We start from the raw sequence: 25,220 nt of genomic DNA, 5'->3' as shown, positions 1-25,220 counted from the left end.
GGAGGTAACCTAACGATGAATACACATTATGCTGATGATAGCTTAACGCTTCACACAGACCTTTACCAGATCAATATGGCAGAAACGTATTGGGAAGACAATATGTACAATAAAAAAGCGGTGTTTGAAGTTTTTTTCCGCAAGCTTCCTTTTGGTAACGGATATGCTATATTTGCTGGCTTAGAAAGAATCATAGATTATCTGCAAAACTTTAAGTTTACTGCAAGTGATATTGATTATTTAAGGAATGAACTAGGGTATGAAGAAGATTATTTGGACTATTTGCAGCAAGTGAAATTTACTGGAACAGTGCGTTCAATGGTGGAGGGAGAGCTTGTATTTGCAAACGAACCCATTTTACGAATTGAAGCACCACTTGCTGAGGCACAGCTTATTGAAACGGCGATCTTGAACATCGTCAATTATCAAACACTTGTGGCGACAAAAGCCTCTCGCATCAAACAAGTCGTTGGAGAGCAACGAGCAATGGAATTTGGAACACGCAGAGCACAAGAAATGGATGCAGCGATTTGGGGAACGAGAGCGGCTTTTATCGGAGGATTTGAAGCAACGTCTAACGTAAGAGCAGGAAAACTCTTTGGAATACCAGTTGCCGGCACTCATGCCCATGCACTTGTACAAACGTACCGTGATGAGTATGTCGCTTTTCATAAGTATGCTCGCCGCCATAAAGACTGTGTGTTTTTAGTAGATACGTATGATACGTTGCGATCTGGTGTACCTACAGCGATAAAAGTGGCTCAAGAGTTAGGCGATAAAATCAACTTTAAAGGAATTCGTTTAGATAGCGGTGATTTGGCTTACCTCTCTAAAGAAGCTAGAAAGATGCTGGACGAAGCAGGTTTCACAGATACCCAGATTATTGCGTCAAACGATTTAGACGAGAATACGATTATCAACTTGAAATCACAAGGCGCAAAAATAGATTCATGGGGTATTGGAACAAAATTAATTACCGCGTATGACCAGCCTGCTTTAGGTGCGGTCTACAAACTCGTATCGATTGAAGACGAACATGGAAAGATGGTCGACACGATTAAGATCAGCGGCAATCCCGAGAAAGTTACGACGCCTGGTATGAAAAAAGTTTATCGAATTATTAATACACTTAATAACAAATCTGAAGGTGATTATATCGCGATGGATAGCGAAACACCTCAGGAAGAATCGAAACTAAAAATGTTTCACCCTGTTCACACGTTTATCAGTAAATTCGTCACGAACTTTGAAGCGAAAGAGCTTCATCAGGATATTTTTGTAGGTGGCAACTTAGTCTATGAAACTCCTAGTCTGACAGAAATACAGCAATATGCTAAAGAGAATCTGGAAGTGTTATGGGATGAGTACAAACGCACGATGTATCCGGAAGAATATCCAGTGGACCTCAGCCAAGCATGCTGGGATAACAAGATGAAGAACATTCAAGATGTACAGACAAAAGTCATGCAGTTGATTGGTGAAAAATAAGGAGGAAGTAAAATGGCTAAGATCGGTATCTATGGTTCATCTTTTGACCCCATAACAAATGTTCATTTATGGACTGCGAGCACGGTTGCACATCGCTGTAAACTGGATAAAGTTATCTTCCTTCCGTGTTCAAGTAAAAGAAAAGACAAAATCATGAAGACTTCTGATGAACACCGGTGGAGTATGTTGCAATTAGCGATTTATAATAACGACAAATTTGTAGCAGATGATTATGAGATGCTTCAAGATGCCTGGGAAGTATACACGTTTTACACGATGGAACATTTTAAAAAGAAATATCCAGAAGATGAGGTTTACTTTATTATGGGAGCCGATCTTCTAGTAGATATTGCAGACGGAAAATGGAAGTACGACGAAGAATTGATCTCTAGCAACAAATTCATTGTGATGGCTAGGGATGAAATTAATATGGTGAAGACCATCTCTCGTTCACCAATCCTTAGAAACCATGACGATGGAACCAAATTTCACCTGATCGATAAAGGGCTATCTATGGAGATCAGCAGCTCCTATATTCGAGACGAGTTTTCTAAAGGCGGAGAACCAAGATACCTTTTGCCGGACTCTTGTTATGACTATATTAAAAAACACGAATTGTATACGTGATAGGAGGGGATAGCAATGTCATTGCAGCAGAAAATCATAAGTGAACTGAATACAAAGCCTGAAATTGAACCGCAATTTGAAATACAACACCGAGTGACGTTCATAAAAGAATATTTAATAAAATCTAAAGCTAAGGGATTTGTTCTAGGAATTAGCGGTGGGCAGGACTCCACACTTGCTGGTCGATTAGCTCAGTTGGCCATAGAAGAACTGAGGGAATCAGGTCACATCGTAAAGTTCGTTGCGATTCGCCTGCCTTATGGAACACAAAGAGATGCAGAAGATGCAGATCTCGCCATGTCTTTTATCAATGCCGACGAACGTATAACATTTGATATTCAAAAAACAGTAGATGCTTTTGCAGGAAGCTATGACACCTTTACGTCAGGACAGCTTTCCGACTTTAACAAGGGTAACGTCAAAGCTAGAGTAAGGATGATTACTCAATATGCTGTGGGTGGCCAAGCGAACTTGCTAGTGATCGGCACGGATCATGCTGCTGAAGCGGTAACGGGCTTCTTCACCAAGTACGGAGACGGCGGAGCAGATATTCTCCCGTTGTCAGGGTTGACGAAGCGTCAAGGCAAAATGTTATTAAAAGAATTAGGAGCACCTGAGAGACTTTACTTAAAGCAGCCAACTGCTGATCTATTAGATAAAAAACCTCAGCAAGGGGATGAAACGGAATTAGGAATTACGTACGATGAACTTGACGATTATTTAGAAGGTAAGAAAGTTTCTGAAGAGGCAGCCAAGAAAATTGAGGACCGTTATCTCATGACAGAACATAAGCGGCAACTTCCTGCGAGCATGCATGACACGTGGTGGAAGTAAGGTAGTAAGGACGGGATGATCAAAACCTGTTTAAATAAGGGTTTTACTGTACGTGTTTTTATAATTTTTACACATTCGCGCAGGAAGTTGTCCGTTGCGCGCGGTACCGGCACTTTTGCGCGCGCATTTCGCTGTATTGCGCGCAGCCCAGGCTCTTTTCCGCGCAGCTTTGGCTCACCTGCGCGCAAACAAGCTAATACACCCTTCAAAATACACATACTAAAGAACAGCTGACAGCGAAACGCAACAATTTGAGTCAGCTGTTCTTTGTTTTTTCATGAATGTAACAAAAAGAAGATAACTTTTAGCCATTTTTGGAAAAAATATAAATAAACTAATGAAAGATGCAAAAAACGTTTACGGGACTATTGATTTAGGGAAGAGCCTTATAAATACCTTATGTGCGTAATGGAGGATTATAAATGGCTACCGTAATAAAAGGAGAATACAAACACGTGAATTGTGATAGTGAATATGGTGTTTTGAAAAAGGTAATCGTATGTGAACCAAGATACATGAAGATCGATGAAATTATTAATGAAACTCAGAGGCATTTTGCTAAAGATAATATCAACATGAAGCGTGCGATGAAACAGCATCAGCTCTTTGTAGAGACGATGAAAAACAATGGAGTTGACGTTTATAAGCTTCCTGCGATAGAAAGGTTTCCGGAACAAGTTTTTACTCGTGATATTGGTTTTACCATTGGTGAGACGGTGTTCGTTTCTCGAATGGGAAGCAACATTCGTGATGGTGAAGAGAAAGTCTTGCGAAACTGGCTGTTGGAACACCAGATCAATCTCTCTCTAATTGAAGGTGACCGTATTGAAGGTGGCGATGTCATCGTTCATGGAGATACCGTGTTTATCGGTGTGAGCGGAAGAACTTCTGAAGAGACGATTAAGGAACTTCAGTCTCAATTGCCTCATATGAATGTTGTTTCCGTACCTTTTCATCCGAAGTATTTACATTTGGACTGTGTATTTAACATTTTATCTGAAAAAGATGCGTTGATTTATAAAGATGCCTTTGATGATAAGGAATATCAAATTCTTGCAGCGAAATTTAATATAATTGAAGTAGAGAAAGATGAACAGTTTACATTGGGGACAAATGTTTTGTCGATTGGCAACAATAAAGTCTTAAGCTTACCCGTCAATAAAAAAGTAAATGCGGCACTTCGTGAAAGAGGGTTTGACGTGCTTGAGGTTGATATATCCGAAATCATTAAATCAGGCGGATCGTTCAGATGCTGCTCGATGCCCTTGTATCGTGAAGAGATGCATTAAAAGTTTGCATTAAAAAAGGAGCTTGGATATTCCAAGTTCCTTTTATATTTCCAAGTGTGAGATTTCTTCTTCTATAACAGCTCCGCGAATTGGAAGAACGATCGTAAAAGTAGTGATGTTATCATCTGACGAACAGCTGATTGCACCGTTATGCTTCTCGATAATCTTTTTACACACAAAAAGGCCAATACCTGTTCCTAACTCTTTCGTTGTAAAAAAAGGCTCAAAGATCGTACTGATAGTTTCAGATGGAATAGCAGGTCCATTGTTTGAAATGGTAATCTGAACATTTGAGTCATTTTCCATTTTACTAAAGATCATGATGCGCCGGTTTTGCTTTTTTTGTCGCAGCGCATCGATAGAATTCATGATGAGATTGAGCAGAACTTGTTTCAACTCGTCCTTGTGTGCCTTAAGCGTAATCGTGGGATCGATACGCGGAATCACTGTAACATCTGCATCCACTAGGCTTGGATACATAAAGTCTAGAATATCAGTAAACAAATCCTCTAATGAAAAATCCTCTGCTTCACGTTCTTGAACCCCTTTTTTGGAGGCATGAAGAAATTGAGAAATTCGAAAGTTTAGCTGTGTTAATTCATGGCTGATAATATCTATGTATTTCATGTTCGGATTCTCTTGCTGCATGAGCTTCACAAACCCCATAACAGCTGTAAGAGGATTTCTAAATTCATGTACAAAGCTTGATGACATTTGCCCTAAAATGGTCAAACGCTCTTTATGACTCTGATCGATGAACAGCGTCTTTTCTTGAATCTCCGCATCTTTTAACTGTGTATATTTCTTAACGGCATGGTACAAAAATTCATCAAAAAGAGAATTAATTGTTTCAATGACAGGCTGAAGCTGTTCGATAGATATGCCAGAGCCTGTAACAAACCGCACAATCTCACTGCGGCCCAGATTTACATTGTAAACAAATTCCCCTATGTTGATTTTCGCTTCCAACCGCTGGACGGCTACTTCATGTGCGAGGTGCATTATTTTTTGAGGGGATAGTTGTCCGCGTAAGGATAACTTGACTAGCTCAATCATATGCAGGGCATTTTCAATTACTTTTTCTTTATGTATGTCATGATTTGAAATGACAACTCTCTGATGCCAGTCTTGTAAGTAGGTAGGCAGGTTTTCATCCATATAAGTGATAAGACTTTCAGTAATGTCCAACTCTCGCACCTCTTTCAACATTAAAATCATGGAAAGAATGAATCAATCATTTGATATATAAAAGTATTTATACTACATATAGTAATTGAAATATAGACGAATTGCCATATGCTGTTTACATTTTTTTCATGAAATTATGAAAATAGGAGGTAAATCGACAGAAGACCACGAAAACTTACATATACCTCTAGTCCTTACTTCTTCTTTATGAGTGAATACAATCCTCTATAATTTTCTAATAATTCAAAATATATTTCTTGTAATTTCATATTGTGAAATTTTGATATTGTACAAGCCGACCGTTTTCAATACGATGAACGCATATTGAAAGGGGTGGTTGCTAAGCTGACTTCAACTAAATCGTATCCGTTTGAGGGGGAGAATTGGTGATTTCATCTGTTCAAAAAATTTCAAGGATATTAAATTGCTTTACGAAAGATGAACCAGCACTAGGAAACCTGCAGATTGCCGAAAAACTTAACATGAACGCAAGCACAGTTCATCACTTAGTTCGCACACTTTGCTCAGAAGGCATACTGATTCAAGACAGTCAGAAAAAATATAGATTAGGATGGAAATTGCTCGAATGGAGCAATCACGTCATGTATCAGCAAGACATCAATACGGAAGCACTACCATTGTGCGAAGGTCTTGTCAGAAGGTTTAACACAACCGTACATATCGGAATGCTCGATCGTGGTGAAGTTCGCTTCGTTCTAAGAGTAGCTTCATCAAATTCAGTAGCTGTCCCCACTTTTATAGGCGATACAAAACCTGCCTATTGTACAAGTACAGGAAAAGTATTGCTAGCCTTTAACCCCTCCATGATTAAGCCGACCATATCAAGGGGATTGCTTCGCCGCGCTCCTAATACCATTACATGTGTTGAAAAATTAAAGAATGAACTTGATGTTATACGAACAAATGGCTATGCCATCAGCAATAACGAAAACGAAATGGGGTTGTATGGAATTGCTGCTCCTATTAAATCTTATACAGGACAAATCATCGCTGCACTTAATATGGTAGGACCAGTCTCGTATATGTTAGGGCAAGATACGCCTTCAATGATTCATCATGTCGTTAAAACAGCAGAGTCAATCTCAAAAGAACTCGGTTATATTAGTGTTTTATGATAACGCTTACATAAACAAGGGAGTTGATAGGGATGAAGAAATTAAAAATCGTAATGACTGTATTGCTGGCATTGATTCTTTTAACATCCTGCAGCAGCGGAGCCAAAGATTCCGCAAGTTCAGGGGATGCATCTTCTGATGGAAAGACATACAAGTTCAAACTAGCGCATATCACACCGCCTTCACACATGTGGCATAAAGCTGCAGAGAAATTTAAAGAAGAGTTATCTAAACGTTCAGATGGAAGGATTGAACTCGAAATCTATCCATCCTCCCAGCTTGGAAGTGAAGCGGATATGATGCAGCAAATCGAATCAGGTTCTGTTGACTTTGGTTTTATAACAGCTGCTTACACAAGCTCTCGTTCACCTTCATTTGCAGCATGGTTTGCTCCATATGCTTTTGAAAACCTGGAAGCAGCACATAAGGCTAGACAGTCTGAACCAGCGAAAAAAATTCTAGCAACACTGGATGAGCAAGGAATTACAGGATTGGATTATCTTTTTGCGGGTCAGCGCGTCATGTTGTTTAAAGACAAGGATGTTCAAAAACCTGAAGATATGAAAGGGTTAAAACTTCGTGTAACACCAAGTCCGCCAATGCAGGACTTCTATAAATCTACGGGTGCATCAACCGAAGGACTACCCCTGCCGGAGGTTTACTCAGCTGTACAGACAGGAGTAATCGACGGAATGGACATGGACTTGGATGCAGCGATTACAAACAAGTACTATGAAGTTGCAAAATATGGAGCGGTTACAAATCATATGGTTTGGCCGGCAGTCGCAATGGTTAACAAAAAAACGTTTGAAGGCATGTCTGAAGAAGATCAGAAGATTGTACGCGAATCTTTAGAAGCTGCAGCAGATTATGCTGTTGAAACACGTTCAGGGCAAGAAGAAGAGTTTAGAAAAGAACTAGCTGACAACGGAATGAAAATCTATGATATTGACCCAGAACTATTCAAGCCATATATTGAAGAATTTGATAAAAAATACGGACCGACTGACCCTCTTATTCAAGAATTTATAGATTCAGTAAGAAAGTAGATTGAGAGATTGGTGTGGTTTAATTGAAGATTAATTACGACAGGGATATCAATCAAAGTGTAAAGCCTCCAATAAATGGGGGAAGCGGCATAATACAAAGCCTTAGCAACGGAATTTGCCAGGTAGAAAAATTTCTTGCTGCGATTCTCATGTTCGCATTAGCAGTTATTGTCGCCGTTTCGGTGGCATTTCGCTACTTTTTGAACGCACCATTATCTTGGTCAGGTGAAGTTGCTGTATTTCTATTGATTTGGATCAGTTTTATCGGTGGTAGTCTGGGGTTGAAGTACAGGTCCCAGGCTGCTGTCACACTATTGCTTGATTATTACCCGCAACGAGTAAAAATGTGGATAGCGGTGTTCAGTCAGGTTTTCATTATTATCTTTTTAGTTTTGATTCTATCGTACACGTACACGTGGATATTGTCAGACGGTGTAGCTTTTCAAAAATCCACAGCTATATTGCTTCCGATGTGGATTCCTTATAGTGCTGTTCCGATCGGCTTAACGTTTGCATGTGTTCATGTACTGGCTCAATTGGTTCACGTTGTTAAAACAAAGGGGGCAGAGCTATGACAACTGCTCTTATTATCGGGATTTTTATTCTGTTTTTGTTAATGGGAATTCCGATTTCACTTGTTTTAGGAATGATTACAGTCGTTTATTTTTTTCTGAACGGGAACACGGCTCTATTAGATTCCACACCAATGAGACTGTATTCAGGTCTTGATAATTTCGGTTTGCTTGCCATTCCACTGTTCATGCTTGCCGGAGAACTGATGAACGGCGGAGGAATCACGACTCGTCTTGTTAAGTTTGCAAAAGTGTTCGTAGGTCATGTGCGTGGAGGATTAGCATACGTGACTGTAGTTGCCAACATGTTCTTAGCCTCAATCTTAGGATCTGCAAACGCACAAGCTGCTATGATGAGTAAAATTATGGTTCCTGAGATGGAGAAGGAAGGTTACTCCAGGGAATTTTCATCATCTTTAACACTTGCTTCATCTATTATTGCACCCATTATTCCACCAAGTATGATCTTTATCATTTACGGGACGCTGTCAGGAACATCCATCGGCGGACTGTTTATGGCAGGCATTGTTCCAGGATTGATTTACGGAGTCGCGTTTGTAAGTGTTATTGCTTATATGGGCTACAAATACAATTTTCCTAAAAGTAAAAGAGCGACAGGAAAAGAAATGTGGAACAGCACAGTGAAGGTATTGCCGGCACTTTTGGTTCCATTTGTTATTATCTTTGGTATCCTGTCTGGTGCATTTACGGCAACTGAATCTGCGGCGGTAGCTTGCGTGATCGCATTCTTAGTAGGCGTTTTCTTTTATCGAGAACTAAGATGGACGTCGATTCCTCAAATCCTTATTAACACTGTAGTAAGTACTGCAACGGTTACATTCTTGATCGCAATGGCTAATATTTTTGGATGGCTGATTGCTTTTGAACAGCTTCCGCAAGTTTTTGCAGACAGCATGTTGTCCATCTCTGAAAATCCGTTCGTTTTTCTTCTGTTGGTCAATGTCATGCTGTTGTTTGTCGGTATGCTGCTGGACGGGATTGCAGCTTTAATTATCTTAGTTCCCGTTTTTATGCCGCTCGTGACCTCGTTTGAGATCGACCCAATACACTTTGGTGTAATCATTTGCATCAACTTAACGATTGGTTTATTAACACCGCCTGTTGGAACAGGGCTGTTTATCGTTTCATCTATTGCTGAAGTGCGTTTCGAAAAGCTAGTTAGAGCATCAGGGCCGTTCTTGGCAATTGCAATCGCCATCTTGTTCTTAATCACATATTTAGAAGATGCGGTCCTTTGGATTCCTAGAATGATCGGTCTTTAAATATCATAGAGCCTAATATTAAGGCTCTATTTTTTTTGGATTTTTGTAAAGTTCTCCCTAGAAGTTTATCGCTAAGGCCTCAATTTTTTGGCCTTCTCTTCATTGATAAGTTGATTGCAGTGAAAGATGCGAGACTCCTGCGGGACGAGCGGTCAGGTGAGACCTTTAAAGGCGCAAAGCGGCAAAGGGCTCACCGCACGCCCCGCGGAAAGCGAGCAATCTGAAACGCAGATCAACTGCTCCCAATAGCACCTGCGAATAAAATTTTCAGATAATTTCATAATGTGAAATTACAGCATTGAGACTTGTAAGCGCTTTCTTATATAGTTGAAACAAATTAAAACAAGATTCATAGAGGAGGTATATGGTATGGGAATAAGAACTGGTGCTCAATATATACAAGCTTTAAAATCTCGTTCGCCAGAAATTTGGTTAGAGGGCAGGAGAGTAACAGATGTTGTAAACGAACCTGTTTTTAATCAGCCAATTCAAGAGATCGCTAAATTGTACGACATGCAGCACGATCCACAATATCAAGATTCCATTACACATATTTGCAAAGAGACGGGTGAGCGTGTAAACAATGCTTTTCTCCATCCGACAACCTATGAAGAATTGATGGCGCGCAGCCAGCTGTTTGAGATCTACGCAAAATCTACTTTTGGACTGATGGGCCGTACTCCTGATTTTCTAAACGTTGTTGTAACAGGCATGGCGCACAATGGCTGGTTCCTTGATCAGTACAATCCTGAGTGGTCTGTAAATATAAAAAACTACTTTAACTACATAAGAGACAATGATCTGTTTTTAACACATGCGATCATTAACCCGCAGAACGACCGAAGCAAAAACTCACATGGTCAAAAAGATATGTTCACTCATCTTGGAGCGGTTGAGGAGACACCAGAAGGTTTGATTGTTCGTGGAGCAAAGATGCTTGCAACATTAGCACCTATTACAGATGAAGTCATCATCTATTCGTTCCCTGGATTCGCACCTGGTGATGAGCGTTATGCGCTTGCGTTTGCGGTGCCTGTGGACACGCCAGGACTTAAGCTTATTTGCCGTGAACCGATGCAGGACGGCAAGCGTTCACAGTTTGATCATCCACTCGCTTCAAGATTTGAAGAGATGGATGCACTGCTCGTCTTTAACGATGTACTTGTGCCTTGGGATCGTGTATTTCTCTATAACAACGTTGAAGCAGCTAACCTCTTGTATCCGAAGACAGGGATTGCACAGCAGCCTGCTCATCAGTCAGGTGTAAGAGGTTATGTAAAACTTGCTTTTGCAACAGAAGTGGCTTGTAAACTAGCAGACTCTATTGGTGTTGATGGATATCTGAATGTACAGAACGACTTGGGTGAACTCGTACAGAATGTGGAAGTAATCCGATCATTATTGCGAGTAGCTGAATATGAGTATGAAACAACAGCATCTGGTGAAGTGATGCCGAATGCGGCAGCGCTTGAGACCATTCGAGGCATGCTTCCTAAGATGTATCCTAGAGCGATCGAGGTTATCCAAATTATCGGTGCTGGCGGATTGCTCATGTCACCGACAGGAAATGACTTTAACGCTCCGGAAATTCGAAGTGAGATTGATAAGTACTATTTAGGCCGTGACGGTGTTGACTCACTTGAACGTGTGAAGTTGTTCAAGCTTGCGTGGGATCTTTGCGGTGAAGCTTTCGGGCAGCGTCTTGTACAATATGAGCGCTATTATACGGGAGATCCAATCCGTAAGCGAGCCATCTTTTATAACGGTTATAAAAGAAAAGCGAAATTCTCTATGGTTGATGAAGCACTATCCGTAACAAATGAATTTGTGAAGGACCAGCCTAAGCTGGCTAAATAAAGGGAGGTAATTGTAATGAGTACAACGACTTTGAAATCTTTTAACCTATTAAAATGGATTGATGAAAACAAAGACTTGCTCAAGCCCCCGGTCAACAACAAAGTAATTTGGCAAGATTCCGAATTTATCGCAATGATCTTAGGCGGTCCAAACAAAAGACGTGATTTTCATGTGGATCCTTCTGATGAGTTTTTTTATCAGATCAAAGGCAGCTGTTATGTAGAGGTCATTAATAAACACGGCAAGCGTGAAGTGGTTGAAGTAAAAGAAGGAGACGTGTTCATGCTTCCAGCAATGGTTCCGCACTCGCCGCATCGTGTGGCGAATTCTTATGGTCTCGTGATCGAGCGAAAACGTGCACAAGGTGAGCTTGAAGACTTCGTTTGGTTCTGTGACCGTTGTGATTCTGAGATGCATCGCGTGACCGTGCAATTGAGTGATATTGAGAAACAAGTTAAAGAAGCAATCCACAGCTTTAACTCGAATGAACGAGTTCGTCTATGCAAAGACTGCGGTTATCAAATGCCTGAAAACGTGGAGGAATGGAAGTGCTAAGAATTGACTTTCACACACATATCATTCCAGAGTCGTTTCCTGACTTTGCCGAAAAATATGGTGGAGAAAGGTGGCCGGTGTTAAACCGGACTTGTGCTTGCGGCGCAGCCATTATGGTAGGCGGGAAAAATTTTAGAGATGTAACTGACCAAGTATGGGATCCGAAAAAACGAATACAGGACATGGACCGTGAAGGGGTAGACATTCAAGTGCTATCCCCGATCCCTGTTACATTCTCGTACTGGGCTCCACCTGAACAAGCGGAAATGATGGCAAGAATCCAGAACGACTTTATAGCCGAAACCGTGAATGAATATCCCGACCGCTTTGCTGGTCTAGGAACGGTTCCCATGCAGGATTCAGAAACGGCGATCCGTGAAATGGAACGCTGTATGAATGACCTTGGACTTCATGGAATCGAAATTGGAACAAATATAAATGGACAGAATCTGGATCACCCTGACTTTCTTCCGTTTTTTGAGATGGCGGAAAAGTGGGAAGTGCCGCTTTTTATTCATCCGTGGGAAACGCTCGGGAAAGAGCGTATGCCAAACCATAACTTTATGTACACGATAGGGATGCCGAGTGAAACGGCATTAGCCGCAGCTTCACTTATCTGGAGCGGTATGATGGAAAAATTCCCTAAACTGAAAATTTGTTTTGCTCATGGCGGTGGTTCGTTTCCTTACTTAATTCCGCGCCTTGATCAAGGATGGCAGGTGTGGCCGCATCTTCGCCTGACAACACATCCCCCAAGTCATTATGCAAAGCAGTTTTATTTTGATTCGTTAAATTACGATCCGATGAACATCCGCTATATGATGGAGCGATTCGGTTCAGATAAAATCTTCATGGGTTCAGATTATCCGTTTTTACTTCGCGAAGTGAATCCCGGAAAAGTCCTGGATGAAACGCTTGAGCTGACGGATGAACAGCGTAAAGCGATGTTTGGCGGAAACGCTGCTGAATTTTTAAGTCTTGGTAAAAGAAAGCGGGGTGCAGCCGTTGCAAGTCATTCAAACACCGGAGGATAAACTTGAAGCGTTAGGAATCGTGCTGCCAGAAGTGCGCAAAGCTGTAGGGAACTATGTTGGATGTGTAAGAGTGGGTAATCTTCTTTTTACAGCGGGACAAGGTGTCGATCAGTATCATGGAAAGCTAGGAGCAGACTTATCCGTAGAGGACGGGTATGCCGCTTCTCGTCAATCCATGCTGAATTTGTTGGCAGTCGTTCAAAAGGAGCTTGGAAGTTTAAATAAAGTAAAACGCATTGTAAAACTTCTTGGATTCGTGAATTGCACGGAGGATTTTACAGATCAGCCAAAAGTGATCAACGGTGCGTCAGATCTTTTGGTTGATGTTTTTGGCGAGAAAGGAAAGCATGCCAGATCAGCAGTAGGAATGGCACAGCTTCCAGGTGGAACGGCGATCGAAATTGAAATGGTCGTTGAAGTGGAAGAAGAGAAGGGGGACTAACACATGAAAGCAGAAACCCTCGCGCAGCAAGTAAAAGTGAATAACGCAAAATTGTTCATTGACGGAGAATATGTCGATGCACTTTCGGGTGAAACCTTTGAATCCATCAATCCAGCAACAAACGAGAGGTTAGCGCTTATTGCAAACGGCAGTGAACAAGATGCGAAACGAGCGATCCAATCTGCCAAAAATGCTTATGATAGCGGCGTCTGGAGTAAAATGCCTGTAGAAGAACGATCCGATATTTTATGTAAAATGTCAGATCTTATTATGGAAAACGTGGATGAACTTGCGATGGTAGAGACACTCGACGTAGGAAAACCGATCAAAGAGAGCCGTGGGTTTGATATTCCGCGAGCGGCCTCCAATTTCCGTTTTTTTGCTGAGATGTCCAAGTACATGGTGAGTGAGCATTATGACAAACACAATATCATGTCGTACGCCAAATACAGTCCAGCTGGGGTTACAAGTCTAATCATCCCTTGGAATCTGCCGTTCATGCAGATGACATGGAAAGCTTCCGCAGCACTAGCGGCAGGAAACACGGTTGTCGTTAAGCCCGCATCTTACACACCGCTTTCTGCTGTCATGTTTGGGGATATCGCTAATGAAGCAGGCCTTCCGCCAGGTGTACTGAACATTATCACTGGACCAGGAAGCACGATGGGGGCAGCGATGACGACTGATCCTAACGTCCGCCGCATCTCGTTTGTAGGTGAATCGAACACTGGGAAAACAATTATGAAGAACGCTGCTGAAAATTTGATTCCAGTTTCACTCGAGTTGGGAGGAAAGTCGGCAAACATCGTTTTTGAAGACGCCGATCTTGATGAAGCAGTAAAAGGATCAATTGATGCAATCTATCGAAATCAAGGGGAAATCTGCCTTGCCGGATCACGTCTACTTTTACAAGAAAGTATCTATGATCAGTTTCTGGACAAGTTTGTAGAAGCTGTGAAAAAGATTAAAGTAGGTGACCCTACTCAGGAAGATACCGACATGGGTGCACTCGTGTCAAAAAGTCACTTGGAGACGGTAGAAACGTATGTGGACATCGGAATTAAAGAAGGAGCCAAACTCGCTTGCGGGGGTAAACGGGTTGAAGGTCTTGGAAACGGAAACTTCTATGAACCTACTGTTTTATATGACGTGAACAACAAGTGGCGTGTGGCACAAGAGGAGATCTTCGGGCCGGTGCTTGTGGTCATCCCTTTTAAAACAGAAGAAGAGGCGATTGCTATTGCAAATGATTCACAGTACGGGTTGGCGGGAGTCGTTTGGACGAACGATTTACGCCGCGCTCAACGTGTTTCGGCTGCTGTGGATTCTGGCCTGCTTTGGATCAACTGCTGGTACATACGAGATCTGCGTACGCCGTTTGGTGGTTCAAAAGCAAGCGGAATCGGACGTGAAGGCGGAAGACACAGCTTTGAGTTTTATTCAGAAGCGAAGACGATAACGATGAAGCTTTAGAGGGTGGTTAATCTCCAGATGGTCTTGAAAGAAGTTGATTTCCGCTCCAGCTACTCGCTTTCCGCGGGGCAGGCGGTGAGCCACATTCGTACGTTTCACGTATAAGTGTCTCACCTGCCCGCCTGTCCCGCAGGAGTCTCGCACCTTGCGCTCCAATCAACTTGCATATGATGAGAATAATAACCAAAAGAACACTACTTTTGAGATGAGCAAAGATGCTCCTGCGTCTACAAGCAATGTTTTTAACAGCCTTTCTCGCCGCATCTCTTGAAAGAAGGATTCAAGTGGTTAGCACGCATCAAATCACATTCAGCAAAGCTTTTAAAGAAACATAAGAAAGTTATATTTTAGTGAAACGTGATTGGACTCCAGTCGCGTTTTGCTCTTTGAAAAAGAAGGGAGGAAGTAAAAATGCAGAAACAAGTGATTTCAAGATTAACTGAAGAACTTTTAGAAGCAGAAGAGAAGCTGACTCCGGTAGAGCCATTATCCAAGCGTTTCCCAGAACTGTCGGTAAAGGATTCATATGAAATTCAGCTTGAGTGGGTTGAGAGAAAGCTTGAAGAAGGTCGTGTAGTGATTGGAAAAAAGGTAGGGCTCACGAGTAAGGCGATGCAAAATATGCTTGGTGTAGATGAGCCTGATTACGGTCATCTGCTTGATCATATGAAGGTTGACTCTGGCTGTGTGCTAAACAGAAAAGATTTTATTAAACCAAAAGCAGAAGCGGAGATCGGCTTTATTTTAAAAGAAGACTTACGGGGTCCGAATGTGACATACGTGGATGTGCTGATGGCAACAGAAGCGATTGTACCTGCAATTGAAGTCATTGATAGCAGGATAGAAGATTGGAAGATTCAGCTTGTGGATACGGTCGCTGACAACGGTTCATCGTCTAGAGCAGTTGTGGGGAAACCTTTTTACGAGATGGATCAGATTGATCTGCGTACACTGAGCATGACGCTTTTAAAGAATGGTGAAGTGACCGCAACAGGTGCCGGAGCTGCAGCTCTTGGACATCCAGCACATGCCATAGCATGGCTTGCTAATAAACTAGCAGACTACAACATTTCATTAAAAGCGGGAGAGTTGATTCTGCCAGGTGCACTGTCTGCTGCGATCGACGTAGATTCAGGAGATGAAGTGACTGCCTATTTTGGAAAACTAGGTTCAGTAACCATCTCATTTCGAGATTAAAAACTGTGCAGAAAGGACCTAATACATTGAAAAAGATAAAAGCCGCAATAATTGGCTCGGGGAATATTGGTACGGATCTGATGTACAAGCTTCAAAAAAGTGAATGTTTAGAACTAACAGCAATGATTGGAATTGATTCTGAATCTGACGGTTTAAGACGAGCGAATTCTGCAGGGTACAGAGTATTTACAAATGGTATCGATGACTTTATTGAGCGTCCAGAGTTAGCTGACATCGTTTTCGATGCAACGTCAGCTAAAGCTCACTTGCGGCATGCTGAAATTTTAAAGGATATGGGAAAAACAGTGATCGATCTGACCCCTGCTGCAGTTGGACCTTTCGTATGTCCGCCAGTTAATTCAGGTGAACATATGCAATCTCAGAACATCAATATGATTACGTGTGGCGGACAAGCTACGATTCCGGTGATTCACGCAATAAATGAAGCTGCTGACGTTTCCTATGGTGAAATTGTAGCAACGATCTCATCCTTAAGTGCAGGTCCTGGTACACGTGCGAACATTGATGAATTTACGATTACAACACGGCGTGGAATCGAGGAAGTTGGAGGAGCGGATATTGGAAAAGCCATTATTATCTTAAATCCGGCTGATCCTCCGATTTTAATGAGAGCAACGGTTTATTGTGAAGTGAAACAGGTTGATGAAGAGAAAATTAGAGCGGCTATTTCAGATATGGAGAAAAAGGTAAAAAGTTATGTCCCTGGATACCGATTAAAACAAGAACCACTATTTGATGGGAACTGTATCACTGTTTTTGTCGAAGTAGAGGGAGCAGGCGATTATTTTCCGAAATATGCCGGTAATCTTGATATTATGACAGCAGCCGCGAAACAAGCTGGAGAAATGGTTGCCAAGCATCTTTTAGGACAGGAAAAAATGGACAAGGCGGTGACAGCATATGAAACGAAATAGCACGTTGCCGCTAAAGTTTACCGAAGTTTGTCTTCGTGACGGCAGTCATGTGATGGCTCATCAGTTCACAGAAAAGCAAGTGTATGATGCAGCAAAAGCACTTGATGAAGCAGGTATGCATTATATTGAAGTCAGTCACGGTGATGGTTTAGGTGGCTCTACACTTCAGTATGGAAGATCGCTTGTGGATGAGATGAAGCTGATTGAAACAGCAGTTGGAGTGTGTAAGCAAGCGAAAGTTGCCGTTCTTTTGTTGCCTGGTATCGGAACGGTTCAGGAGCTTAAGCAAGCGCGAAGGTTAGGAGCGAGTCTTGTCCGTGTGGCAACACATGTGACTGAAGCTGATGTATCTGCTCAACATATTCATATGGCCCGTGAACTTGGAATGGAAGTAATGGGATTCTTGATGATGGCCCATTCTGCGCCTGTTGAAAAGCTTGTGGAACAAGCGAAGTTGATGGAGTCTTATGGAGCACAAGGAGTGTATGTAACGGATTCGGCCGGAGCATTATTGCCCTACGAAGTAAAAGAACGCATTGCGGCTTTGCGGAGATCACTTGATATTGAAGTCGGATTTCACGCACATAACAATTTATCGGTAGCTGTTGCCAATACACTTGTTGCGATTGAAGAAGGAGCGACACGCATCGATGGAAGTGTACGCTGTTTAGGTGCAGGAGCAGGGAATACGCAAACGGAGGTATTGCTTGCCGTTCTTGACCGCATGGGAGTAGATACGGGAATAGACCTTTATAAAATGATGGATTTGGCAGAAGACGTAATCGGACCGATGCTTCCTGGATCGCAGGAAATTCGAAAAGGCAGTTTAGCGATGGGGTTTGCAGGTGTTTATTCAAGCTTCCTGCTGCATGCTGAACGAGCAGGTAAACGGTTTGGCTTGGATCCGAGAGATATTTTAATCGAATTAGGAAAACGAAAAGCGGTAGGTGGGCAGGAAGATCTTATTTTGGAAGTTGCGGCTGAACTCGCAAAGCAACAAAAACTGGAGGTGTAGAGCATGACGGTTACGGACCAGTCAAAAGTAGAAGTGGTTGATTATCTTTTACGTGCTGAAAGTGATGTGAAAGAAGTTGTTAAAATAACCGATCAATATCCTGACCTATCGATTGAAGAGGCATATGACCTTCAAAAACAGCTGATTGAAAGAAGAATGGAGAAGACGAAAACAAAGCGTTTAGGAATAAAATTAGGGTTAACGAGTAAAGCGAAGCAAGAGATGATGGGCGTTCATGAGGCGATCTACGGCTATTTGCTGAGTGACATGCTTGCATTGGAATGGGAGCCGCTTCAGCAGCACCGTCTTATTCATCCGAAAGCAGAACCAGAGATTGCTTTTATTATGGGTGAGGATTTAATGGGTGAACACGTAACAGCGGCCGATGTTATGAAAGCTGCAAAGTACGTTGTAGCAGCGATTGAAGTGATTGACAGCCGTTACAAAGATTTTCGCTTTACACTTCCCGATGTTGTGGCAGACAACTGTTCATCTGCCAAACTGATTTTAGGAAGCAAGATGGTAAGACCTGAGGAACTCGATTTGGCGAGCATCGGAATGGTGATGAGTAAAAACGGAGAGATGGTCACAACAGGTGCAGGATCAGCTGTTCTTGGACATCCCGCAGAAGCAGTTGCCTGGGCGGTTCAAAAGCTTGCAAAGCGCGGTGAAGGGTTGAAAAAGGGAGATATCGTGTTAAGCGGTGCGTTGTCTGAAGCAGTTGCTTTTGATATGGATGACACGATCGTTGCTCAGTTTGACGGACTAGGCTCTGTTACGTTGTCATCCCGATATGTGAAATAGGTGGAGAGCTAGATGCCTATTATCCATGTTCACGTGATCGAAGGGCGGAGTGATGAACAGTTGAGCCAGCTGATGGAAAAGTTAACTGTGGCTGCAGCAGAAAGTTTGGATGTAAAGATGGAACAAGTCCGCGTTTTGATTCAAGAAGTTCCCAATAAACACTGGGGTGTTGGTGGAACACCGAAGCAGAAATCATGAGACCTTTTGGTGACAAGGGGTCTTTTTTATTGACTTACAAAATCGTTATATCAGAATATTCAAAAATAACTTACAATAAAAGTATCAATAAATAAGGAGGAATTTAACATGAGAAACATGACTACTCAAACCGTAAAAACATATAAGGGTGGAACACGTTCTTAACTTATAGAAGACGGTGTGCCCCCTTATGTGTGCCTCGTAAAAAAACACAAAAAGGGGTAAATCATGCATTTTCCAATCAAACGTTTTTTCTCGTATTATAAACCGTATTTGCCGTTGTTTTTATCTGTATTAACTACTGCGTTTTTTGTTTCTGGTATTACACTTGTCCTTCCGCTGCTCGTTCGGTATATAACCAAAGAAGTTTTGGAAGGGGACTTGTCTGTTGCTCTTCATAAGGTGTACTTGATTGGCGCAATCATGTTCGTATTAGTTGTCATACAGAATCTTGGAACGTACTTTGTCGATTATAAAGGCCATGAAGTAGGGGCTCGAATGGAAAGTGATATTCGCAGCGAGTTGTTTCAACATCTGCAGAAACTCTCTTTTAGCTTCTACGATAAAGAAAAGACGGGCCAACTCATGTCTCGGGTAACGAACGACTTATTTTTACTTGCTGAACTCTATCACCATGGTCCAGAAGATTACGTCAAATATTTTGTAAGGTTTGTTGGAGCCTTTGTAATTCTGTTTTTTATCAATGTTCCTCTAACGCTTGCCGTGTTTTTGTTTCTACCGGTCATCGGTTTTCTCTCGCTCTATTTTAATAAGAAAGAGAACCAGGCTTTGCGGCGAAATAAGGAGCGTATAGCAGATATCAATGCACAGCTTGAAGATACACTTTCAGGTATTCGGGTCGTTAAGTCATTCGCAAACGAACAAGTGGAGATTGATAAATTTAATAAAGAAAATCTCCGTTTCTTAGATAGCCGAAGAAACACGTATAAGGTAGAAGCAACCTTTTACAACAGCATACAAATCTTAATTCAACTCATCACGATTACCGTTGTTGTGTTCGGAAGCGCAAGTATCGTTAATCAAACGCTGGATTTAGCCGACCTGATCACATTTTTGTTATATGTGGGCTATATGGTAGAGCCTATTCAGCGTTTGACTCATATGAGCACACAGTTTCAGGAAGGCATTACAGGCTTTCAGCGATTTATGGAGATTATGAACCTGAAACCAGAAATTGAAAGTAAATCAGATGCGATAAAGCTTTCCATGGTGAAAGGAGAAATTGCTTTTAAGGAAGTGAGCTTTCGGTACGAACCGCATTTGGATCCTGTGTTTACAAACTTGTCTCTTCATATACAGCCTGGAGAGTACGTTGCGTTAGTGGGTCCATCAGGTGCGGGGAAGACAACACTATGCTCCCTTATCCCTCGCTTTTATGATGTGACTGATGGAGAAGTACAGCTTGACGGGGTTAACATACAGGATTTTGATTTGAACGCATTAAGAAATCAGATTGGCATCGTTCAGCAGGACGTTTACTTGTTCGCGGGAACGGTGATGGAGAATATCCGCTACGGAAATAACGAAGCGACTGATGAAGAAGTGATTACAGCCGCAACGCAGGCAAACGCTCATGAATTTATTATGAGCTTACCAAACGGGTACCACTCTGATATCGGCCAACGAGGAGTTAAACTATCTGGAGGTCAAAAACAGAGGCTTAGTATCGCACGCGTATTTTTGAAAAATCCGTCTGTGCTGATTTTGGATGAAGCAACGAGTGCATTGGATAATGAGTCTGAACGTGTTATTAAGGAATCACTTGAGTCTTTAGCAAAAGGGCGGACAACGATTGTGATCGCTCATCGCCTCTCAACAATCCGCAACGCTGAACGGATTATAGTTTTAACGAATAAAGGTATTGTGGAGGAAGGCACGCACGATGCATTGCTTAGCCGTAATGGAGCTTATGCGCAGCTTTACAATAAGCAGTTTGAAGTACAATATTAAATGATTTTTCAATAGTCGCTTCTTAAATTAAGAAGCGGCTGTTTTCATTTTGAAAAAATTTTTAAATGAATGCCTCTCAGAGCCTCAGTTTCATGTTTAATAGAATGAAATGTTTACGGTAAGTGTTTATTAACCTGTTAAGAAATCGTAAACATCTTTTCATCTTACACATAAGATTACGAGCGATTTTTGGACTTTTTGAGCGAAACGAATAACTCATCATTAGGTGCTTCTATAAAAGTCGGAATAGTACAATCATCAGGCCACATACCCTTAAACGACATGCAATTGTGAGGAGGTAGCTTGATGATTAAACGCTTTAACAGGCTTGCTATTGAACTTCCGACGCCGACGAACCCTGATGCGAATGCAGCGGCGGCTGTTCAGGAATTGTTAGGCGGACGGTTTGGTGAGATGTCTACACTCAATAACTATATGTATCAGTCATTTAACTTTAGAAAAAGAGGAAAGTTGAAGCCATTTTTTGATCTAGTTTCAAGTATCACGGCAGAAGAATTTGGCCATGTTGAACTCGTTTCCCATACGATCAACATGATGATCTATGGAACAACAAGGCCTGGTGATGTGAACTCAGCACCGATGGCAGCTGCGACTGACAAAAGAAACACACAGCATTTTATTGCGACGGCTCAAACATCATTTCCCTTCGATTCCATGGGAAAAGCGTGGAATGGTGATTATGTATTCAGCAGCGGCAACCTATTGCTGGATCTTTTGCACAACTTCTTCTTAGAGTGCGGGGCACGTACTCATAAGATGAGAGTTTATGAAATGACTAGTAATCCAGTGGCACGAGAGATGATCGGATATCTTCTCGTTCGTGGGGGCGTTCACGTTCTCGCTTATGCGAAGGCTATTGAAATGGTAACAGGTGTAGATATTAAAAAGATGCTCCCAGTTCCTGACCTAGAGAACTCAGCGTTTGAAACAACGCGCAAGTTTGAGGCAGAAGGTGTTCACAGAAAGCTGTATACGTTCAGTGATACAGATTATCGGGATATTGCTTTGATCTGGGCAGGCGAGCATCCATTAGGCGGTCCGCTTGAAACGGTGATCGGTGCTCCAGAAGGTGCTCCAATGCCAGAGCTGCGTTCCATCTCAGAGGAATTTGCACCTGGCATCTCTCATGAAGATTTTATGCAGATTGCGGAAAGACTGAAAAAGAATGCGGGAATAAGTTGAGAGACCGGCGATGTGCGGGTCTTTTTTTTGTGTAGTTAACGAATTTGTTAGATTTCGTAAATCCTATATTTGTTCTATAAGATATGATAGAAAAAAGCGGGAGGGATAAAACGATGACCTACAAGCAGATTAAGTGGCTCATACTCCTACTTCCTACATTTTCAGTTGGTATGTGGGAATACTTGCGTCATTCCATTTTAGAAGAATATATCTCTATGAGTTCTGGAAATTGGGTTTCAGCGATCATTGTATTTTTAGTAACTTTATATTTTCTAAACATTTTGTTTGGCAAGCTTGAGGGCATGCAGCAAGAATTACAAAGAGAAAGGTCAGAAAAGGCGGTATTGGAAGAAAGAGAGAAAATCGCTAAAGAACTTCATGATGGTATTGCACAGTCGTTGTTTTTTTTATCTGTACAAGCTAACAAACTAGAAGTCGACCGTAACTCTTCAAACTATCAAAAATTAAAGAAAACACTGCAGCATATTCATGATGATATACGAAGTGCGATACAAAACTTAAGAACGGAAACAGTTACTTCAGATGTAACATGGACAAGCTCGCTTCACCAGTTTTTTGATGATATTGAAAACACCCATTCTCTTAGTATCCACCGTGACTGGGAAATGGACGAACATACTTTATCTACTAAAGAAAAAATTGAACTGTTTGCTTGTGTAAAAGAAGCGATTATTAATGTGATCAAACATGCTGAAACAGATGAAGTATGGGTGAGTGCTAGGGAAAGTGAGAACGGATGGTTTTGTGAGGTTGTGGATAAAGGAAAAGGTTTTACAGCGCCCACTCAATCAGAAGGGTTTGGTCTTAAGATCGTTAAAGACAGAGCAGTGTCAATGGGATGGGATTTAGAGATTCTAAGTGACCAAGAAAAAACAGCGGTACGTATTAAAGGAGAGGCTGCAGCATGACGCAACCCGTAAGAATCTTACTCGTAGATGACCATCTACTTGCCCGGGAAGGGGTAAAAGAACTTTTAGAGAATCAGAAAGAGTTTGTGATTGTTGGTGAAGCCGCTAATGGTATTCAAGCGATTGAAAAAACGAAGGAGCTTCTGCCAGATCTCGTTCTGATGGATATTTCCATGCCTAAAATGAATGGGCTTGATGCTACGAAAGCAATCAAACAGCAGTTTCCAAACATTAAAGTGGTCATGATGACCGTTTCGTATGACATCACCGATTGGTTTGAAGCATTGAAACGCGGTGCCCAAGGATACTTGCTCAAGAACTTAAATACGGATGATCTGCTGAATGGTCTAAAAGCTTATTCATTAGATGAGATTCCGATGTCAAAAGAAATGGCGTTTCGCATCTGGAAAGAGTTTAAAAAGGATGGACAAGCTGAAGAATCATTATCTGCAAGAGAGTTGGAAGTTCTTCAGTTAGTAGCAAAAGGACATTCCAATAAAGAAATTTCTAATTCACTTAATATTTCAGAGAACACCGTGAAAACACATATGAAGAATATTTTAGGAAAACTGCAGTTGGAAAACCGTGTTCAACTGGCGAGTTATGCATACAATAACGGCATTGTTTAAATACTGGTGTCATACATTAGACACATTTTGAAATGGTAATCACCCTTTAGAGTGATTACCATTTCATGTTTGTTGATTATACTTTTCCATATCGAGTATGGAATAAGGAGAATTTAATCATGCAAGCAACTGCTCACCAACTACCAGCTAAAGATGAGAATTCATCAAAAAAACCAAACAGTCTTTACCAAACATTTTGGAGATGGCATTTTTATGGCGGAATTATTTTTGCACCCTTTTTAATCTTACTTGCCATCAGTGGTGCATTGTATTTGTACCAATCAGAAATTGAGACGATGATTTACAAAGATAAACTAATCGTTCAACAAGGGAAAGAGGCACTTCCACTTTCACAACAAGTCGACGCGGTTAAAAGAGAATACCCAAAATCAGAAATAAGTTCGATTCGGCTTTCGAAAGAAACAAACCGTGCTACTCTTATAAAAATTGTTGAAGATGATGTGGTTACACAGGTTTATGTAAACCCATATACGGCTTCTATAACAGGAACAATTCTAAATGAAGATCATTTTAAAAACGTTGTTGCCAAACTTCACAGCGAATGGATTGTTGGCGGAACTTTCATCAATAGACTGGTGGAACTCGCTGCATGCTGGACGATTATTATTTTAATAACGGGTCTGTATATTTGGTGGCCGAGAAACAAAAAGACATTCATGGGTACTCTATTCCCGCGTCTTAGAAAGAATAGTCGTATGTTCTGGCGAGACCTTCATGCGGTTAGTGCTTTTTGGCTGTCCCTTCTGATTCTGATCTTAATTCTAACAGGTCTGCCATGGTCAGGTGTGATGGGGGAACAGATCAATAAGCTCGCTACGAGTGCTGATGCTGACTATCCAACTTATGCATTTATGGCGCCAAAAGCAGAGAAGACGACTGATGAGGTTGCTGAAGATATTCCATGGGCAACTGAAAATAATCCCGCTCCTGCTTCCGAAAAAGCTGACGGCAAACTCTCGGTGGACCAAGTGATGTATCTGGCACAAGAGAACAAGATTCAGAAACCGTATACAATCTCCATGCCAGTTGGGGAAGATGGTGTATTTACCGTTGCATCCTCAAGAGATAAACCTGAAAATGAAGCGACTGTTTATTTTAATCAGTACAATGGAAAGATTGTAGAGGACATAAGGTTCAGCGATTACGGCTGGATGGCAAAGGCGATCTCAATTGGTATCGCACTGCACGAAGGTCATTATTTTGGATTAGCTAACCAACTGCTAGGAACGGTAGCTGCTCTCGGTTTGGTTGCCATCGTTATCTTTTCACTAATTATGTGGAAAAAACGCAAGCCATCTGGAAAATTAGGTGTACCCAAAAAATCTGATAAGAAACTAAAGCCTTGGCTTATTGTAATCATGATTATAACAGGGATTATTATGCCCCTTGCAGGGTTATCTTTTATCTTCGTGTTCTTGTTAGACAAACTGGTTATACCAAGATTCAGACCATTGCAAGAATATTTATCGTAAAAATCAACCTAGAGGTGAA

General features: G+C 41.6%; 25 protein-coding genes. 23 read left to right on the top strand and 2 right to left on the bottom strand.

The genetic code is table 11. The features are described 5' to 3' along the window. The first annotated feature begins 15 nt into the window (after positions 1-15). The 4 genes from P8610_RS13805 to P8610_RS13790 all read left to right on the top strand — a co-directional run bounded on the left by P8610_RS13805 (position 16) and on the right by P8610_RS13790 (position 4,238). Positions 16-1,488, top strand: coding sequence for a nicotinate phosphoribosyltransferase (locus P8610_RS13805; RefSeq protein WP_394604869.1), 1,473 nt, complete (start codon positions 16-18; stop codon positions 1,486-1,488). Between the two features lie 12 nt (positions 1,489-1,500). Next, positions 1,501-2,115: a nicotinate (nicotinamide) nucleotide adenylyltransferase gene (gene nadD / locus P8610_RS13800; RefSeq protein WP_394604868.1), complete on the top strand. Its 615-nt coding sequence runs from the start codon at positions 1,501-1,503 to the stop codon at positions 2,113-2,115. Positions 2,116-2,130: 15 nt separating this feature from the next. Continuing rightward, positions 2,131-2,949, top strand: a complete 819-nt coding sequence (nadE, locus tag P8610_RS13795; RefSeq protein ID WP_394604867.1) for an ammonia-dependent NAD(+) synthetase — start codon at positions 2,131-2,133, stop codon at positions 2,947-2,949. Positions 2,950-3,371: 422 nt separating this feature from the next. Then, the gene (locus P8610_RS13790) at positions 3,372-4,238 is read left to right on the top strand and encodes a dimethylarginine dimethylaminohydrolase family protein (protein ID WP_394604866.1); all 867 of its coding nucleotides are present in this window, start codon (positions 3,372-3,374) and stop codon (positions 4,236-4,238) included. Positions 4,239-4,280: 42 nt separating this feature from the next. Here the strand turns inward: P8610_RS13790 and P8610_RS13785 are convergent, their stop codons facing one another. Beyond that, entirely contained in the window at positions 4,281-5,426 is a 1,146-nt protein-coding gene (locus P8610_RS13785; protein ID WP_394604865.1) for a histidine kinase N-terminal domain-containing protein, read from the bottom strand. Between the two features lie 386 nt (positions 5,427-5,812). On the opposite strand from P8610_RS13785, the gene P8610_RS13780 reads away from it, so the two are divergent. From P8610_RS13780 to P8610_RS13740, 9 genes are all read left to right on the top strand, one after another. Next, positions 5,813-6,562, top strand: a complete 750-nt coding sequence (locus P8610_RS13780) for an IclR family transcriptional regulator (RefSeq protein WP_198770146.1) — start codon at positions 5,813-5,815, stop codon at positions 6,560-6,562. Between the two features lie 32 nt (positions 6,563-6,594). After that, positions 6,595-7,611, top strand: coding sequence for a TRAP transporter substrate-binding protein (locus tag P8610_RS13775; protein ID WP_394604864.1), 1,017 nt, complete (start codon positions 6,595-6,597; stop codon positions 7,609-7,611). Positions 7,612-7,634: 23 nt separating this feature from the next. Next, positions 7,635-8,186 carry a TRAP transporter small permease gene (locus tag P8610_RS13770; protein ID WP_394604863.1) on the top strand — a complete coding sequence of 184 codons (552 nt, stop codon included), beginning with the start codon at positions 7,635-7,637 and terminating at the stop codon, positions 8,184-8,186. Next, entirely contained in the window at positions 8,183-9,466 is a 1,284-nt protein-coding gene (locus P8610_RS13765; protein ID WP_198770144.1) for a TRAP transporter large permease, read from the top strand. The genes P8610_RS13770 and P8610_RS13765 overlap by 4 nt, the downstream gene beginning before the upstream one ends. A 369-nt stretch (positions 9,467-9,835) precedes the next feature. Next, positions 9,836-11,323 (top strand): 4-hydroxyphenylacetate 3-hydroxylase family protein, encoded by a 1,488-nt coding sequence (locus P8610_RS13760; RefSeq protein WP_394604862.1) that lies wholly within the window; start codon positions 9,836-9,838, stop codon positions 11,321-11,323. 15 nt (positions 11,324-11,338) lie between these two features. Continuing rightward, positions 11,339-11,878, top strand: coding sequence for a 3-hydroxyanthranilate 3,4-dioxygenase (gene nbaC / locus P8610_RS13755; protein WP_289496653.1), 540 nt, complete (start codon positions 11,339-11,341; stop codon positions 11,876-11,878). Further along, the gene (locus tag P8610_RS13750) at positions 11,866-12,912 is read left to right on the top strand and encodes an amidohydrolase family protein (protein WP_394604861.1); all 1,047 of its coding nucleotides are present in this window, start codon (positions 11,866-11,868) and stop codon (positions 12,910-12,912) included. Before nbaC ends, P8610_RS13750 begins: the two co-directional genes overlap by 13 nt. Next, positions 12,884-13,354 carry a RidA family protein gene (locus tag P8610_RS13745; protein WP_394604860.1) on the top strand — a complete coding sequence of 157 codons (471 nt, stop codon included), beginning with the start codon at positions 12,884-12,886 and terminating at the stop codon, positions 13,352-13,354. Before P8610_RS13750 ends, P8610_RS13745 begins: the two co-directional genes overlap by 29 nt. Before the next feature lie 3 nt (positions 13,355-13,357). Beyond that, positions 13,358-14,827, top strand: a complete 1,470-nt coding sequence (locus tag P8610_RS13740; protein ID WP_394604859.1) for an aldehyde dehydrogenase — start codon at positions 13,358-13,360, stop codon at positions 14,825-14,827. Here P8610_RS13740 and P8610_RS13735 read toward each other — a convergent pair. Beyond that, complete coding sequence (locus P8610_RS13735; RefSeq protein ID WP_394604858.1) at positions 14,795-14,971, bottom strand: hypothetical protein; 177 nt, start codon at positions 14,969-14,971, stop codon at positions 14,795-14,797. The genes P8610_RS13740 and P8610_RS13735 overlap by 33 nt on opposite strands. Before the next feature lie 267 nt (positions 14,972-15,238). Here P8610_RS13735 and P8610_RS13730 point away from each other — a divergent pair, with 267 nt between their 5' ends. The 10 genes from P8610_RS13730 (at position 15,239) to P8610_RS13685 (ending at position 25,201) form a co-directional block, all read left to right on the top strand. Next, a complete protein-coding gene (locus tag P8610_RS13730) occupies positions 15,239-16,024 on the top strand; it encodes a 2-keto-4-pentenoate hydratase (RefSeq protein WP_394604857.1) in 786 nt (261 codons plus the stop codon). Between the two features lie 26 nt (positions 16,025-16,050). Next, on the top strand, positions 16,051-16,959 hold the full coding sequence (locus tag P8610_RS13725; protein WP_289497678.1) for an acetaldehyde dehydrogenase (acetylating): 909 nt from the start codon (positions 16,051-16,053) through the stop codon (positions 16,957-16,959). After that, the gene (dmpG, locus tag P8610_RS13720; protein ID WP_394604856.1) at positions 16,946-17,974 is read left to right on the top strand and encodes a 4-hydroxy-2-oxovalerate aldolase; all 1,029 of its coding nucleotides are present in this window, start codon (positions 16,946-16,948) and stop codon (positions 17,972-17,974) included. The genes P8610_RS13725 and dmpG overlap by 14 nt, the downstream gene beginning before the upstream one ends. A gap of 3 nt (positions 17,975-17,977) precedes the next feature. Then, positions 17,978-18,778: a 2-keto-4-pentenoate hydratase gene (locus P8610_RS13715; RefSeq protein WP_394604855.1), complete on the top strand. Its 801-nt coding sequence runs from the start codon at positions 17,978-17,980 to the stop codon at positions 18,776-18,778. Between the two features lie 12 nt (positions 18,779-18,790). Beyond that, positions 18,791-18,976, top strand: a complete 186-nt coding sequence (locus tag P8610_RS13710) for a 4-oxalocrotonate tautomerase (protein ID WP_289496645.1) — start codon at positions 18,791-18,793, stop codon at positions 18,974-18,976. 228 nt (positions 18,977-19,204) lie between these two features. Further along, entirely contained in the window at positions 19,205-20,947 is a 1,743-nt protein-coding gene (locus P8610_RS13705; RefSeq protein WP_394604854.1) for an ABC transporter ATP-binding protein, read from the top strand. Positions 20,948-21,253: 306 nt separating this feature from the next. Beyond that, entirely contained in the window at positions 21,254-22,150 is an 897-nt protein-coding gene (locus P8610_RS13700) for a manganese catalase family protein (protein ID WP_289496643.1), read from the top strand. 113 nt (positions 22,151-22,263) lie between these two features. Further along, positions 22,264-23,079 (top strand): sensor histidine kinase, encoded by an 816-nt coding sequence (locus P8610_RS13695; RefSeq protein ID WP_394604853.1) that lies wholly within the window; start codon positions 22,264-22,266, stop codon positions 23,077-23,079. After that, on the top strand, positions 23,076-23,708 hold the full coding sequence (locus P8610_RS13690; protein ID WP_394604852.1) for a response regulator: 633 nt from the start codon (positions 23,076-23,078) through the stop codon (positions 23,706-23,708). Before P8610_RS13695 ends, P8610_RS13690 begins: the two co-directional genes overlap by 4 nt. Before the next feature lie 119 nt (positions 23,709-23,827). Next, positions 23,828-25,201: a PepSY-associated TM helix domain-containing protein gene (locus P8610_RS13685; protein WP_394604851.1), complete on the top strand. Its 1,374-nt coding sequence runs from the start codon at positions 23,828-23,830 to the stop codon at positions 25,199-25,201. Positions 25,202-25,220 lie beyond the last annotated feature (19 nt).

This window comes from Fictibacillus sp. UD, from assembly GCF_043558025.1.
Classification (GTDB): domain Bacteria; phylum Bacillota; class Bacilli; order Bacillales; family Fictibacillaceae; genus Fictibacillus.
The sequence above is the reverse complement of the archived record's forward strand: the minus strand, read 5'-3'. Positions and strand labels throughout refer to the sequence as shown.